Source organism: Salinibacter sp. 10B (assembly GCF_002954405.1).
GTDB lineage: Bacteria > Bacteroidota > Rhodothermia > Rhodothermales > Salinibacteraceae > Salinibacter.
This window is the reverse complement of sequence record NZ_MQWC01000004.1, coordinates 970,475-985,688: the sequence shown is the minus strand read 5'-3', so window position 1 is coordinate 985,688 and position 15,214 is coordinate 970,475. Positions and strand designations below refer to the sequence as shown.

14 protein-coding genes are annotated in these 15,214 nt (G+C 60.7%); 7 read left to right on the top strand and 7 right to left on the bottom strand.

Translation table 11 applies throughout. The features are described 5' to 3' along the window. The first annotated feature begins 183 nt into the window (after positions 1-183). Entirely contained in the window at positions 184-843 is a 660-nt protein-coding gene (locus tag BSZ35_RS04335; protein ID WP_105011296.1) for a CBS domain-containing protein, read from the top strand. A gap of 102 nt (positions 844-945) precedes the next feature. Beyond that, positions 946-1,479, top strand: coding sequence for a hypothetical protein (locus BSZ35_RS04330; RefSeq protein ID WP_105011295.1), 534 nt, complete (start codon positions 946-948; stop codon positions 1,477-1,479). A 23-nt stretch (positions 1,480-1,502) separates the two neighbouring features. Here BSZ35_RS04330 and BSZ35_RS04325 read toward each other — a convergent pair whose 3' ends face one another. Next, positions 1,503-1,967, bottom strand: coding sequence for a type I restriction enzyme HsdR N-terminal domain-containing protein (locus tag BSZ35_RS04325; protein ID WP_105011294.1), 465 nt, complete (start codon positions 1,965-1,967; stop codon positions 1,503-1,505). A 158-nt stretch (positions 1,968-2,125) separates the two neighbouring features. Between BSZ35_RS04325 and BSZ35_RS04320 the strand changes: the two genes are divergently transcribed. Beyond that, positions 2,126-3,091 (top strand): L-threonylcarbamoyladenylate synthase, encoded by a 966-nt coding sequence (locus BSZ35_RS04320; protein WP_219846583.1) that lies wholly within the window; start codon positions 2,126-2,128, stop codon positions 3,089-3,091. A 20-nt stretch (positions 3,092-3,111) separates the two neighbouring features. Here the strand turns inward: BSZ35_RS04320 and BSZ35_RS04315 are convergent, their stop codons facing one another. The 3 genes from BSZ35_RS04315 to BSZ35_RS04305 all read right to left on the bottom strand — a co-directional run bounded on the left by BSZ35_RS04315 (position 3,112) and on the right by BSZ35_RS04305 (position 6,782). Then, on the bottom strand, positions 3,112-4,503 hold the full coding sequence (locus tag BSZ35_RS04315) for a T9SS type A sorting domain-containing protein (RefSeq protein WP_105011293.1): 1,392 nt from the start codon (positions 4,501-4,503) through the stop codon (positions 3,112-3,114). A gap of 192 nt (positions 4,504-4,695) precedes the next feature. Then, on the bottom strand, positions 4,696-5,814 hold the full coding sequence (locus tag BSZ35_RS04310) for an NAD(P)/FAD-dependent oxidoreductase (RefSeq protein WP_105011292.1): 1,119 nt from the start codon (positions 5,812-5,814) through the stop codon (positions 4,696-4,698). A gap of 227 nt (positions 5,815-6,041) precedes the next feature. Further along, on the bottom strand, positions 6,042-6,782 hold the full coding sequence (locus BSZ35_RS04305) for a methyltransferase domain-containing protein (protein ID WP_105011291.1): 741 nt from the start codon (positions 6,780-6,782) through the stop codon (positions 6,042-6,044). A gap of 120 nt (positions 6,783-6,902) precedes the next feature. Between BSZ35_RS04305 and BSZ35_RS04300 the strand changes: the two genes are divergently transcribed. From BSZ35_RS04300 to BSZ35_RS04285, 4 genes are all read left to right on the top strand, one after another. After that, positions 6,903-8,072 carry a lamin tail domain-containing protein gene (locus BSZ35_RS04300; RefSeq protein WP_105011290.1) on the top strand — a complete coding sequence of 390 codons (1,170 nt, stop codon included), beginning with the start codon at positions 6,903-6,905 and terminating at the stop codon, positions 8,070-8,072. Between the two features lie 137 nt (positions 8,073-8,209). Next, the gene (locus BSZ35_RS04295) at positions 8,210-9,043 is read left to right on the top strand and encodes an ABC transporter ATP-binding protein (protein ID WP_105011289.1); all 834 of its coding nucleotides are present in this window, start codon (positions 8,210-8,212) and stop codon (positions 9,041-9,043) included. 82 nt (positions 9,044-9,125) lie between these two features. Then, complete coding sequence (locus BSZ35_RS04290) at positions 9,126-9,695, top strand: cob(I)yrinic acid a,c-diamide adenosyltransferase (protein ID WP_105011288.1); 570 nt, start codon at positions 9,126-9,128, stop codon at positions 9,693-9,695. A gap of 48 nt (positions 9,696-9,743) precedes the next feature. Continuing rightward, positions 9,744-10,112 carry a methylated-DNA--[protein]-cysteine S-methyltransferase gene (locus BSZ35_RS04285; RefSeq protein WP_105011287.1) on the top strand — a complete coding sequence of 123 codons (369 nt, stop codon included), beginning with the start codon at positions 9,744-9,746 and terminating at the stop codon, positions 10,110-10,112. A 4-nt stretch (positions 10,113-10,116) separates the two neighbouring features. Here the strand turns inward: BSZ35_RS04285 and BSZ35_RS04280 are convergent, their stop codons facing one another. From BSZ35_RS04280 to BSZ35_RS04270, 3 genes are all read right to left on the bottom strand, one after another. Next, on the bottom strand, positions 10,117-11,565 hold the full coding sequence (locus tag BSZ35_RS04280) for a sugar porter family MFS transporter (protein WP_105011286.1): 1,449 nt from the start codon (positions 11,563-11,565) through the stop codon (positions 10,117-10,119). Between the two features lie 260 nt (positions 11,566-11,825). Then, positions 11,826-12,650 (bottom strand): SUMF1/EgtB/PvdO family nonheme iron enzyme, encoded by an 825-nt coding sequence (locus tag BSZ35_RS04275; RefSeq protein ID WP_181149177.1) that lies wholly within the window; start codon positions 12,648-12,650, stop codon positions 11,826-11,828. Between the two features lie 467 nt (positions 12,651-13,117). Then, positions 13,118-15,157, bottom strand: coding sequence for a M1 family metallopeptidase (locus BSZ35_RS04270; protein ID WP_105011284.1), 2,040 nt, complete (start codon positions 15,155-15,157; stop codon positions 13,118-13,120). Between the last annotated feature and the right edge of the window lie 57 nt (positions 15,158-15,214).

Below are 15,214 nucleotides of genomic sequence, written 5' to 3'. Positions count from 1 at the left end.
CGGCCCTTGCAGCGTACATACAAATGAGTACTGGGTGCCCTTTAAACGTGGCGGTACCGACCCGGCCAACGTGCATACAGGTTTTGACGACTAGAAGCTGAGGCCTCGCCTGAGAGGACGTGCGCTCAGGGATCTCCTTACGGATCGGTCGCGCGTGCTTTTTTCACGCAACCCCCCAGTCCCATGAAAGCTCGAGACGCCATCAATCCTTCAATCTCCACCCTTGAGGTGTCCGACTCGGTCGAGACGGCCCTTGGGCGACTTATGGAGCATCATATCAATCACCTCCCCGTTGTGGACGATGAGGGAGACCTTGTGGGTGTGCTCTCCGAGGACCGTCTCATGGATGCGGACGGGCCGGATGCGGAGATCGGCACGCTGCTTGTAGGACGGCCGGTCAGCGTACCGCCTGACGCCCACATTTTTGATGCGGCTCGCACGATGGTGCAACACGATCTCAGCACCATTCCGGTGGCCGATACGGAGGGGAACTACTACGGCCTCATTCAGCGGCACGACATCTTTGACAAGTTCGCTCAGATGCTGTCTACGCAGCAGACTGGGGCCATTCTGGCACTTGAAGTGGACCCGCGCGACTACGCGCTGGCCAAGCTCATCCATCTCATCGAACAGAACGATGGCAAGGTGCTGGCCGTGGCGTCCGAGTCTCCCGAGCAGGCGTCGGGCAAAATCCGGGTGACCCTCAAGCTGAACGTCAAGGACACGTCCCGTATCCGGCATGTGCTTGAGCACAATGGCTACCACGTCGTCGCCTCCTTTGGAGAGGACGAAGAGGAACTGGAGGAGCTCGTGGAGGAGTTTGTTCGGTACCTTGAGGTGTGACGTAACAAGGCGTGAGCGGGGAATGATAAACAAGGATCCGCTCTATAGATGTCGAACGTTTGCCGGTGCGCGGCCTGCTCATTTGCCCTAACCTGACGTTCTATGAGTTCGACGAGTGCCGATGGAGGAACTGATTCGAATGATGCGCCGGACTCGGCCGCTGTTCTTCAGTCCATGACGCTTCTGGCCACGCTGTCGACCGCCGAGGAGGTGCGAGAGGCAGTCGCGGAGCGCCGGGCGGGTCGCGACCCGTCCGCACAGGCCCCGAGTGGGCTCGCCACCGCTCGGCTTGCACAGGCCCGAGAAACGCTCCTGGAGCTTTTGATGCAGCTCGTGCTGGGGCGCGTTCCGTTCGAGCGCCAGGAAGAGGACAAGTTGGCACACGCCGTGCGCCACTTCGACTTGCTCATGAAGCTGCGACGGGCCGAACGGCTGGTGAAAGCCATGCACCAAGACCTCCTCAGCTTGTATCCGGACGTCTCGGAATCGCTCGTGGAGGAGGCCCGGCATGTGCTGCACGAGATTCGGTCGCTCCTGGATACGGAAGGGGACACCGAGGAGGACGAGGTCCCCGCCCTCCCAGACGTGTTGGAGCGTGGACTTTCGTTTGCCGTCTGGACGCGTCACGAGGTATGACTCGCCACGGGCAAACCGGAGGACTATGAGCGCCGGGACAGCAATTCGCCGTAGGGGGGCAGATCGTCTAGGAACGCGTAGTCCTGGGCGTCGAGGTCGACGCGACAGGCATAATGCTCCTGCCCGTTCGTAACGACGAGATACGGGGCATCAAGCACGAGATTGTAGCGGGCGCCCTGGTCGAAGGTGTCCTGGCGAATGGACACGCTTGGGGCTTTGCATTCCACCAGTAGGAGGGGAGCGCCGCGTCGGTCGTGGGCCACAATATCGGCGCGCCAGGGCTGGCCCTGGTACTGAAACGTTGCCTCCGTGGCCACAAGGCCTGCGGGCACGTCCAGTTCCTGAATGAGATACTGCACGAAGTGCTGCCGTACCCACTCCTCCGGCGTCAGGCGAACGTACGTCTGCCGCACGGGATCGTAGATGACGCGATCACCGTCCTGCTCCGCGGTTCGCAGAGAGTAGGAGGGAAGGTTGAGAGGATCCATCGACGTCTGAGAGTGTGGAAGACGATGAACGTGGGTCGGGTGGGGAGGAGAGCGGCTGCCGCTTGTCCCGAGCGGTAGCATCCGGGAACGTACGGGGGCGGCACGCGTCGCCTCACGGAGCGCGGAGGCGATATCGAATCCCTACACCCGTTCTACTCATGGACCACCCGTCCCTCATGGACACGGTACGCACCTCCTCGCCGACGGATGCGGCCTCATTCCTCCGCCGTGGTCAACTGGTGGCATTCCCCACCGAAACGGTCTACGGGCTCGGCGCCGATGTCTTTCAGCCGGAGGCGGTCGAGTCCATCTTTGAAGCAAAAGGGCGACCGGCGGACAATCCGCTCATCGTTCATCTTGCCACGTTGGCACAGGTTCCGGCAGTTGCGGCCGAGGTGCCCACGACGGCAAATCGCCTGCTGGAGCACTTCAGCCCCGGACCACTCACGCTCATTCTGCCCAAGCATCCCGACGTTCCCTCCGTCGTCACCGCTGGGTTGGACACCGTGGGCGTTCGACTGCCCCGCCACGAGGCGGCCCGGGCGTTCCTCCGGGCGTGCGATACTCCTGTTGCGGCTCCCTCAGCCAACCGGTCCGGGCGGCCCAGTCCCACGACGTGGGAGGCGGTGGCGGAGGATTTGGACGGACGTATTGCCTGCATTTTGCAGGGGGGGCGCACAGAGGCAGGAGTCGAGTCCACGGTTCTCGACTGCACGACCGATCCTCCCGTCGTTCTGCGCCCCGGTGCTGTCTCGGTCGAGGCCTTAGAGGGGATCGTTGGGGCGGTTCGGGTAGGAGACAGCGAAGGGGACGAAGCGGCGAAAAGTCCGGGGACTCGTCACCGCCATTACGCGCCCACGGCGCGTGTACATCTCATCCAGGAGCCGGCGGAGGTGGAGCAGTCGGCCGCGGTCGGATACATCGGGCTGAGTGAGCCGGACCGCAAGGCGGCCTTCCGGGACTGTCACGTTGTGCCGGATGTGGAGACCTACGCCCGAGATCTGTTCCACTTTTTCCGAGAGTGTGACCGTTCGGGCTGTACCATGATTTTTGCGCAGACGGTTCCCGACGACGGGCTGGGCCGCGCCCTCAACGACCGGTTGAGGCGCGCGGCCGCCCGTTGACGGGACGCACGGGGACTTGCTCAACGGACAATCGTAAACTTTTCCGTGTCCGTGAACGTCTCGCCTTCAGCACGGAGAAAGTAGATGCCACTGGAGAGCGTGCTGGTTTCAACTGTAAGGTCGGCGGTGGCGGAAACGCGACGTTCGTGCATTGTGCGCACCGTTTGTCCGAGCGCATTGACCAGCGTGGCGGTCACCGTCTGTGCCTGCTCTGTCGCGATGGTGAACGTGGCGGGTGTGCCGCCCGTCACTGGATTTCCGCCTGTATTGGTAAGGTCGGAGCGCGTTGGGGACACGACCACTGTACGGGTTGGGCCCGGGCTCACGGAACCGTCTACGTCCATCTGCTGAAGGCGGAAGGTGTGGCGGCCCGGCCCCAACGCATCCGTGGCAAAGCGGTAGTCCTGCGGCTGCGAGACGGTACCCGCACCGTCAACGAAGCCCACATTCTCAAACGTCCCGTTTACCTTGTGCTGGACGGTGAACCCGGCGTTGTTCGTCTCCGACGTCGTCGTCCAGCTCAGCAACGCCTGTCGGTCGTCGGTGACGACGGTATACGACGCCAGCTCCACAGGGAGGCGGCCGCTTGGATCGGTCACGTAAATGTCGTCGAAGACGGCGTTTTCGCTTGTTGCACCGTGGTCCCAGAGCAAACCGATGTACTTGCGCTGGTTGCCGGTTCCCTCATCCGACATGGCCTGATCCACCTCATTGGCATTGTCGAGGGTGCGGGGATCGGAGGTTGGAAAGCTCCCCGCTCCGCTGCTGGCGTAAAGCGTCCAGGTGTCCGGCGAGGTGGTTGGGTCGTACGTTACTTTCACGCTCACGTACTCGTTAGAGAGGTCGTCGCTGCCGGTGGCAATTACGCTAAAGTCCCCATTCGCGCTGTATCCCCCATTGTAATTGACGAGTTTGATTTCATCGGACGCATCGCCATCCCCGAGAACGACGGCGAGAGCGTTTGAGTCATCCAAATCACTTCCGGCAGAGGAAAGGACGAAGGCCATTCCTCCGTTACCTGTGCTCCCAAATCCCCCAGGGTCGTTTTTTGATTGGCGAAAGTTGAATGCCCACGTCATCACGCCGCTCGCGTCCGAGAGGGTTGTCGGATAGCCGCTGACGTTGCTCATGTCAACAGTGGCAATTTTGACGCCTTCCTTCTGCCCCGCCTGGAGGTCGGCCCGCTGATTGTTGATCCGAATGGTTTCGTTCGAGGAGAGGCTGGAGCCGGAGCCGACGGCCTGTCCGGATTCGTTCCACTGGATGTCCGTGGGGCTCGTCGGCGTTCGACCGAGCGACGGGTCATCCGTCCGCTCAAAGTCGTCGAGCAGACTGGTCGGCAGCTGGGCGTGAGCCGCGCCGACGGAAAGAAAAAGAGCAATGCTAAAAAGGAGTATCGATCGATGCGTCACGTTGGATCCGCGTCGGCTGTGTGAGAAGTGAGCGAGGGAACAGGGGGCGCGCCTTATTCCCGCATCATCATAGACAGAATGGAGAAGGGCCCCAATCCGAATGGGGATCCATTTACTGTGACATTACAGAGGACCCGGAGGAATTACATCGACACGATCAACATTCCGGAAATGTAATTTTGAGAGAGCAAGTCAGCCGCGAGTGGATCGAATCAGCCAGCGGGCAAGTGGGGGGAAGACGCGACAAGCGCTGAGGAGGGAGGTGGTGGCAGCAGGACGGAAGGCGGCGGCGTGCACCCAGCGGCCGAGGCGAAGGCGGAACCGGAATTGGTCATTCCAGGCCTGCCGGTAGGCACGACGAAATTCCTCCGCCGAGCGCCGGTCGTTTAGAAAATCCGATGCGTACGGAAAGGCAAGATCGGCGCCCGCGAGGGCCATCGCCATCCCGTCTCCACAGAGGGGGGCAATCATCCCGGCGGAATCGCCCACCATGCACACGTCGTTCACGAATTGCTCTTTGGCCATGAGTGGCACCTGACTGACGGCTTCAAAGCGGGGACTCACGCGAGTGAGGGGGGCCATCCGCTCGTCGAGGGCGGGATTCCGACGAAGGGAGTTGAGCATGTTGTCCGGAGAGCCCCCAGCGTCCTTGAGCGCATCCGTGTGGCCAATCCAGCACACACACAAACGATTGTCTTCCACCGGCCCTACGCCGCAGTAGCCGCTAGGAGCGGCGTGCACCTCGATCCGGCCGGGTATTGCGGATGGGGGACCTTCGTAGTGCGCCTTGAAGGCGACGTACGGAGACGATTCCTGTAGAAACGGTCGATTAAGCTTTCGGTCCAGCAGTCCGCGTTTGCCGTAAGCCCCGAGCACAAGTCGTCCCTCCACCGTTCCCGCATCCGTCTGTACCGCAAATCCATCCTTCAGAGAGCCCTGAACCTGCGTAACGCGTGTGTCCTCTCGTCCCTCAACGCCGGCAGCACAGGCGTGACGAAAGAGAAGTTCGTCGAGACGATAGCGACTCAGGCCGAGGGCCGTGTCGGGGAGGGAGTGCTCGGCCACCGATCCATTCGGCCCCGTGAGTCTCGCGCGCGTCATGGGCGCGGCTCCTGCATCGGCGACCGCGTCGAGGACGCCCAGTCGTCGAAATGAAGACTGAGCTTCCGGGGACAGGAATTCGCCACAGAGTTTGTGACGAGGATAGGTCGTTTTTTCCAGAAGGAGGACCGTGTGCGAGGAGCGGGCCAGTTGCAGGGCCACGCTACATCCGGCAAGTCCTCCCCCAATCACGATTGCGTCATAGGACATAGAGACTGTTTTGATTTTTGAGCGGGTTTGAGAATCGACGAGATATTTCGCAGGAATTGGAGGGCCGTCCGTTGCTCAGAAGGAGCCCCTGTTGGATCCCGACGATCTGCAGTCGTCGCGCTCTGCCTGAACTGTCATCGTGGGAAATCAAAACAGTCTCATAGGCCGTGCTCGCTGTAGTGATGGAAAATCATTGAGGGAGGGGGCCCATCGGCAGGGGGCTGTCGTCACGCTTCGGTTGGCACGGTGGACAGAGTCCAGCGGAAGGCCCAATGCCACCGAATGTGCGGGGCGCCGACCCCGGACTGATGGGCGAGGGTCGCCAGTTCGGGTCGTTGAAATCCCCGTCGGACCGACATCGGGCCATCGTGCTGCACCATGGGGGCGAGGCCAAGAGCACGGCTCAGTCCCCAGATGCCAAGGTATGCTAGACGGTGACGGTGCAGGTCGTTCACCACGAGGCCCATTCGACTGACACGGGCCATCTCGCTGAGAAGCTGAACTGCGTTGGCGGAATCAAAGTGATGGAGGAAGAGAGCCGCGTGCGCGACGTCGAAGGCATTGTCCGGATACGGAAGTCGGAGCGCATTTTCGATGTCGATCCGAACCTGGGAGCGGAGAGCCGAAGAAAGGCAGGCGTCGAGATGGGCACGCCCGAGGCCCACCGTCAGGGGATTCAGGTCGATGCCCGTTGCATCCACACGGCAGCCAAAGGTGGCACCGCGTTGTACGAGGTGCACGAGGTAGTCCCCGCTCCCAGTGCCTACGTCCAGTAGTCGAAGAGAAGAGCGTTCGGAGAGGAGGGGATCGAGCATTGTATTCGTTGCACGATATCCTCCGAGCAATCGATTGATGAGTCGAAGATCACGGAGAGCCCCCCGGAGATGATGTTCGTCAACGGAGAAATCGTCCATCCACTCGTTGGCAAGGCATCGGTCCGTAAGGTCGGGAAGCGAAAGAGAAGTCATGAGAGGATAGAGAGACGCAAAGAGGCTATCGTCTGTAATTGACGTTATATAGAAGGCATAGATGTGTCTGGCAAGTAGGAGTCAATCCTCAGCATTTTTCATGACCACATCACGTTGGATATGCGACTCACGCTATCAATTCTTTTTCTGCTTACAGGAGGAGTCGTGTCTGCCCCTTCCTATGCCCAACCTGGAGCCTCTGAAGGAGATCTCATCATCACTGAAATCATGTACGCCCCTGCCGGGACGGATTCCGATCAGGAGTACATCGAAGTATACAACACAACCGCCACTTCAATTGATTTAGAGAACTGGGTGATAGTGGACGAGGATCCATCCGGGGCCGATCCCCGGCAGGACGATATCAACACCAGTGTTACAGTCGGGAGTGGGGAGTTTGCAGTGCTCTGCGAAAATGAGACTCCAAGTGAGAATGGAGGGGTCAGCTGTGCGTACGACTACGCGAACGCCATCAGTCACACCAACTCGGCGGATTATGTTGTGCTGAAAGATCCGACGGGGACGGAGATTGACCGGGTCCACTACGATGAATCGGGGAGTTGGCCGAATGCAGTCGATGTCTCGCTGGAATATGTGGCCGGGGCGGATGGCGACAACAACTCGGCGTCCAACTGGCAGGCGGCGACGGATCGGACGGGCGACTTTGCGGGCCAGTCCGATGGGAGCAAGGGCTCTCCGAATGCAAATGCGCCTGGGGGAGCACTCCCTGTTGAGTTGGCCACCTTCACCGTTGCGGCGGATCGGAGCAGCGGGGTATTGCGCTGGGAAACGGTCTCGGAGACGGAAAATGCAGGATTTGCGGTTCAGCATCGGCTCCCGGGACGCGACCAATGGACCCGACGGGGCTTTGTGGAGGGAGCAGGCACCACCACCGAAATGCAGTCCTACCGTTTCGAGACCGATGTCCTGAGGACAGGAACGCATTTATTCCGCTTGAAGCAGGTTGACCTGGACGGCTCTGCACATTACAGTGCGCCCCAATCGGTGGATATCCGTCCAGAAACTGCGCTCCGGGTGTCCGGGCCGAATCCATTGCCGGCGGGACGGCCGATTACGGTGACCGTACAAACGGAGGGGACGCAACGGATGGACGTCGCTCTCTTCGATGCGCTCGGCCGACGGGTTCGAACGATGATCTCTCGTACCGGACCCGTTCGGGAACCCATCCGGGCCCGTATGCCGACGACATCGCTTGCTAGTGGCATATACTTTCTACGGGCGATTACGCCCTCCACCACGAATACGCGTCGTATTTCTATCATACGGTAAGGCCGCTTGGAAGAAGAGACTCGTCTTCTCCTCTTGGATTCCAGGGCCGTCTGGAGAGAAAAGGATCGGACGAATCTCACGATGCCCCCGGTCGTAGACACACCTCTCTCTCCCTCACCGGTTTCTCTCGCCTGTTCATGGCGCTGCTTTCTCTGGAGAACGTCGATGTCCAGCTTGAAAACACCGAAATTCTTCGGGCGATCGAGTTTGAGATGAAGGCAGGCACGTGGGTCGGCCTCATTGGGCCGAATGGGAGCGGCAAAACAACGCTTCTGCGTGCCATTGGGGCCCACATTCCGTTCGACGGGCGAATTGAGCTTGACGAGCGCTCGGTCGCAGACTGGTCGGCCCAGGAGCGAGCCCGGCGGCTTGCGTACGTTCGGCAGGCCCCGTCGCTCACGTTCGACTTCACGGTCGAAGAGCTCGTCCTGCTGGGACGGGCCCCGCAGCGGGGCTGGCTACAGGCCTATGGCTCCGACGATCGAGCGCTTGTCCAGGAGGCTCTCTCCCGAGTGGATCTGGACGGCTTTGCGTCGCGGTCGGTCTTGTCGCTGAGTGGGGGGGAGATGCAGCGTGTGTTCCTTGCACAGGCGCTCGTGCAGGAGGCCGATCTGCTGATGCTCGATGAGCCGACCTCGCACCTCGACGTGCATTACCAGTATTCGTTCATGGACCAGGTGCAGAGCCTGGTTGGTGGGGGGAAGACGGTCCTAGCGGTCTTTCATGACCTGGAGCTTGCGGCTCGCTACGCGGACCGCTTGCTGGTGCTTCATGAAGGGCGGCTCGTCGCCAACGGGGCGCCGGGGGAGGTATTGACTCCGACGTGTATCGCCGATGTATTTGGCATGCATGCGCGTATCGAGCACCGTGCGGATGGAACCCCTCGTATTGAATATCTTGCCCCGATTTCTGAGAGGGCGAACGAGAACCTGAAGGAAGAAGCCCGAGTGCCCTCGGCCGTGTCTGGGTAGCGGTGCCGAAACGCCCGTCCGAAGCGTGCGTGTTAGCCCTCCACGGTTCACCTCAAACAGCTCCGCTCATTCGAGTCTCGTTATGCCCGATCGCATCTATACCCGCACTGGCGACGACGGTAATACCTCTCTCTTTGGCGGCGAGCGCGTGGGGAAAGGCAACCCACGGATCGATGCGTATGGCACCGTGGACGAAGCGAATTCCGTCGTCGGACTGGCGCGGTCACATCTGCAGGATGGACCGGGGGCCAAGCGCCTGGATCCTGTGCTCGGGGACGTGCAAGAGGAACTCTTCGTCGTTGGGGCCGATCTAGCCACGCCCGTCGATGCGAAGCCGGTCGTGCCCCGCATCACGTCTGACCACGTCAAGCGGGTAGAAGAACGGATCGACGCGTTCGACGCGGATCTTAAGCCGCTGAAGAAATTCGTTTTGCCGGGCGGATGCCCGACCGGGGCGTCGCTACACTCCGCCCGCACCGTCTGTCGGAGGGCTGAGCGTCTCGTAGTACAGGCCAGTGCCTCCACTCCAATCAATGAGGATACGAAGGTATACCTCAATCGTCTTTCCGACCTCCTTTTCGTGCTGGCGCGCTGGGCGAACAAGCAGGCCGGCGTGCGGGAAGACACCTGGTCGCCGGAGGAGGAGTCCTAGGGCGAAGTGTACGGCACGAGTGGACGATGATATCAGATCCTTTTTCCGATGCCTGCAGACGAGGACGCGACAGATTCTGAGGGGTCCTTTTTCGAACGCGTGTGGGATGTCGTCGCGCAGATTCCGCCCGGACGGGTGACGACCTATGGTGACATCGCCGAGCATTTGGGGCGACGCGGGGCGGCACGGACGGTCGGGTGGGCACTGAATGAGGCAGCTGGCACCGATCTGCCGTGCCACCGTGTCGTGAATCGCTACGGAGCCCTCACGGGCCGTCGCCACTTCGAGACCCCAGACGTGATGGAAGAGCGACTCCGCAGCGAGAACGTCACGTTTACGGACGAGGGACACGTCGACCTCGAACAGCACCGATGGGTACCGGGAGAGGACGGCCAGCCGGAACAGGAGCCGCAGTAAGGGATCAGGCGGGGGCTTCTTCTGCTTCCCGCGACATGTCTTCCAGGGTTCGTCCCTTGGTTTCCTGCACGAACGTGTAGACGAAAACGTACGCCACGATTCCGAAGGCGGAGTAGATCGCATACGAGAGCCCGAGCCCAATCGAATCCAAGAGGATTGGGAAGGTCATCGTGATGGTGAAGTTTGAGAGCCATTGCACCAGACCGGCAAGCGACAGGGCCGCGCCCCGGAAGCGATTGGGAAACATTTCTCCGAGCATGACCCACATTACCGGCCCCCAGGAAAATGCGAAGAAGGCGACGTATGCGTTGGCAGCGACGAGAGCGATCGTACCGGTCGTGGGTCCGAGCTGGAGGCTGCCCGACTCCGCGACGCCGGCCGTGCCGAAGACGTAGGCCATAATCCCGAGCATAACGGCTTGTCCCAGGGCCCCCACGAGCAGCAGTGGCTTTCGCCCCAGACGGTCGATGAGGGCAATCGCAACGAACGTAAAGCCGATGTTCACGGCACCCGTAACGACATTACTGAAGAGAGACGTGGACTCCGTGAAGCCAGCGGCCTGCCATAGCGTGGCGCCATAGTAGAACACGACATTAATGCCGGTAAACTGCTGGAGAGCGGCCAGGCCGAGCCCCACCCAGACGAGAGGGTGAATCTTCCCCGTATGCTTGTGGAGGATGTCGGACATGCTTGGCCGACCGCCCTCCAGAGTGGAGCGGATGTCGGCGATCTTCTCGTCGGCGTTGCCCGCGGTGGAGAGGCTGTTGATGACATTTCGGGCCTCCTCTTCTTTTTCGGCTGCGACCAGGTAGCGAGGCGATTCCGGAATAACGAGCAGCGACCCGAGGAAGAGGGCCGCCGGCACGATTTCAATCCAGTACATCCACTGCCACGCGTCGAAGCCGAACCAGAACACCTCGTGGGCACTTCCGGCCGCTCCGGCAATGAAGTAATTGCTTACGAAGGCCATGAAGAGGCCGATCACGATCATGAGCTGCTGCAAGGTGCCCAGGCTTCCGCGGATGCTGGCTGGGGCAATCTCGCTGATGTAGGCCGGGGCGAGGATGCTAGCAGCGCCGACGGCGAGGCCGCCGACGATGCGAAAGGAGACGAATTCCACCGAACCGCTCGAAATGCCGGATCCCCAGGCGCTTACGATGAAGGCAATGGCGGTGAGGATCATGGCCGGACGGCGCCCGAACTTGTCGGCGAGGTTTCCCGCGAAAAAGGCCCCTACAGCACACCCCAGGAGCATGGAGGCAACGTTGAAACCGGTTCCAACATCCCCAGAGTTGAATTCCGACTGGAGGGCGTCAACGGTGCCGTTGATAACGCCACTGTCGAAACCAAAAAGAAAGCCTCCCAGCGCGGCGACGAGGGAGAGAAAAAGGATTTTGCCGATGTTATCGTCCGCTACTGCGGAAATACCTGCTTCGGAATCTGATTTTTCCATCGATTCAGCCACGATTCTGCAAGGTCAGCGGGAAAGTAGGACGGTGGACGTTGCGTCGCGATCCGTGTAGTCAACATGAAAATCATGCCGCCCTTATGATGGGTTGAAGTGACCGGAATCGCAAATAGAGACGGGGTAGACGAACGGTTAGTAACTGCAATTTCAGTTTATTGGCCATGAGGGGCGCCTGAAGAGGTGAAACCCGTTTCTTTTTTTGGTTTGGGGGATTGGTCAGTCAAGAAGGGAGCGGAGAATAGGTCTCAAGAGGGGGTTTTAGCGCACCGGAAGCCCACGTGAAAGAGGGTCGTTTTCGGGGTTGAGGAGGAGCGCGAAAAAAGGTAGTACCCCCCGCATTCGTTGCAGATAAAAGAGCCTCCACGCTGTACCCGCTCACTGCGTTTAGAGGGGGTGAAGCTAGTGCCACGCTTCTCGTAGGGACGCATCCAACTTGCCGTCCATTCCCACACGTTTCCACTCATGTCTTGCAGGCCGAGGGGCGTTTCCCCGAAGGCTCCGACGGGCGAGGTGTATCGGTAGCCGTCAGCAGCAGTGTTTTGAATAGGGAAGCGGCCCTGCCATGTGTTGGCATGTGCAAGGCGGGCCGAGCGCTTGTTGCAAGAGCCTTCCCAGAGACAGAGGGCGCGGGGTTCTTGGCCCATCCGGGCGGCGTGCTCCCACTCTACCTCTGTTGGGAGTCGTTTTCCGGCCCACTCGCAATAGGCCTGTGCGTCGTTCCAGGAGACCTGTGTTACGGGATGAGAGTCCGGGGCTGCCGGCTGTTTGGGACCCCGAGGATGATGCCAGGTCGCGCCTTTGACCAACCGCCAACGTCCTCCACGAAGAACCGCACCATCTCCGAATTTTTCTGCCTGTGTCGTGTAGTCAGTGGCCTCCACGAAGTTGCGGAATTGCGCAACTGTCACCGGATGCTCATCGAGAACGAATGAGTCGACGTGTGTACGGAAGGCCGGATGGGCGTTTCGTCCAAAAAGGTGGCGGGGACCGGGGGGCTTCTGGGCCTTCAATGCGTTCCAGGTCTCGGTGGAAATACCGATGCGCGTGGTGCCGGCAGGTACGTAGACCATTCCGTCCGGAACGGTCACGTCGTCCGGGGGGACGAAGCGCGTGGAATCAGAGTTCGAAGTGCGGGCAGGCGTGTCTGTGGAGGAGGATGTGGACGGTGTAGTGTCAGTCTTGGGTTGGCATCCTCCGAAAAGGAGGAGAGAGAGTCCGAAGAGGACCGAGAGGAGGGGGATCGAGGCACGGATACGAGAAGCGGAGGCCGAAAGCACCATAGGTGGGAGAGACAGATCAAGACCGATGTAAATCGCAGACCGACACTTGCCACGAACGAAGGGGACCAACTGCGGTTGCGTGTGCAGTGCAGCTCCCGTCCATTCTTAGAGACTGTTTTGGTTTCACGCGATCGCATTTCAAGCTGAGCGTAACGACCGCAGATCGTCGAGATCCGTCTGTGTTAGGATATTAACGGTCCCCTCAGCTCGGCGAAACACCTCTCCGATTTTCAATCCGGCACAATCACAACAGTCTCTTAGCGCTGCCACTGTTGATTGGTGCGGTTCAGGTCCGGAAAATGCTCCTCGGGATCGATAACCACACGCTCGATTGTAGGGGCAGCCGGAACAGTGATCGTGTGCTGATTGGCCCCCTCCAGCCAGACGTTAACCGGAATAGTATGGCGTTCCGTCGAACCGTCCGATCGAGTTATAGCAAGGGGGACCGGCATGGGAGCCCGGTCTCGGTTGGCAACAGTGATGCGGGTCGAATCTCCTTGCGTTTCTACAGAAGAAATGGCCTGATCAAGCGTAGCCGTGGTGTAAAGCCACGTATGCCAGAACCAGGACAGATCGCGACCCGTCACGTCGGCAAAGGTATTGAAGAGGTCGTATGGCTGCGGATGTTTTCCCCACCACCGATCATAAAAAGCGCGGTATGCACGGAGAAAAGATTCTTTCCCGACCACACCGCGAAGAGCGGTAAAGACCTGCGCGGCCTTATCGTACGGAAGGTCAAAATAGAGAGCCCTCGGGATCGCGTCGCCGGGACGCATGAGGGGCACCTCGTACCCGCGCCGAGCGATGCGAAGATAGGTGGTCCGCTGGCCGGTTTCGGAGTCGTTGGCTCGTCCCCTAGGACGGGGCCCGGGGCCGTAAAGGCGACGCATGCCCTGGGCCGTATTGAACTGCGTCATCCCCTCGTCCATCCACACGTGACGCTTTTCGTTGGTCCCTACTTCCATCGGGATCCACATATGGCCCACCTCATGCATCAGGTCGCCAGCAAGCTTCAGGCTGTCGGCCCACGGTTGCATGATGGTGATTCGCGGATACTCCATCCCACCGCTCTGGAGCACGCCTTCCATGGCCGTCATGGAGGGGTACGGGTAGGGCTGCTGCAGGTAGGCCGAAAGTACCTCGACGGCGTTCCGAGTATGGCGGGCCCCCTTTGGCCAGGCCCGCGCCGCGTTGGTGGCGCGAAAGAAGCTGTGAACGAGTACGGTGTCCGGAGCGGTAGAGGGAGGGCGCTCTGTTGGAGTACGAGGCGTTTTCCAGGAGCGGCTGTTGGGGGGAGGCACGAGGGCACGAGTGGCGTGCCACAGGTACTGGTCGCTGGTGCCCCAGGCGAAGTCCCGCACGCTATGGGCTGAGAAGTGCCAGGTCACCATTGAATCGGGCCCGGCGGGTCGTGTAGCGGCACCAGTGCCTTGCTCCCCCGCTTCCAGAATGGGCACGACGTTTCCTGTGTGGCGGGCTCGAGCCAGACGCCGACGTGATCGGGCCGAGAGGACGGCCTCTGGATTTTGCAACGTGCCCGTGGCGCCCACCAGCCAGTGAGGCGGGACCGTCAGCCGCACGTCGTAGTCCGCCTGTCCCATATAGAATTCAGCTTGACCCGTGTAGGGGCGTGCGACCCAGCCGTCCACGTCATCGTACACGGCGACCTGCGGGTACCAGTATCCGAGAAAGAAAACAGTGCCCTCACGACCCTGACGACCGTCGGCGGGCACGGGCGGGGGCGTGTGATGCCACTCGAAGGAGAGGGACACGCTATCAGAAGGAAGGAGCGGGCCGGGCAGGTGAAGCCAGGCGACCGTCCCGTCCACTCGATAGGTAGAATCCGCCGATGATTCGGAGCGAGAAAGAGGATGTCCGTCCGCGGCTACGTGGTGAAGGGACATGCCCTCTGTGGAAGGGACTGAAGCCTCCGGCGCAACCTCGGGACGGAACAGGTTTTGTCGTAGGTGGACGGCGATCCGACGGAGGGTATCGGGCGAGCGATTCAGGTAGGTGATCTGGGCGTGCCCGGTGAGGCGATTCGCGTCGGGGCGAAGAGTGGCCTCGATGGTATAATGTGCGTACTGCTGCCAGTAGTGAGGGCCGGGCCGGCCGCTTCGAGTGCGGGTGCCTCTTTGAACGGCGCGGGTGAAGGCTGAATCTTCGTAGATGGCGTGTGGGGACGGCGCCGTCCCGGAAACCGAGGGGGCCGGCTGAGTCTGCGAGAGGCTGGGACGGACGCTGCAGCCAAGCAGCAGTATGATTGCCAGGAGACGACGAGTATCGAAGAAGGACATAGCAACGAAGATAGCAGAGACAACGGAATCATCAGAGGCCCGTACAGAACAGTCCGT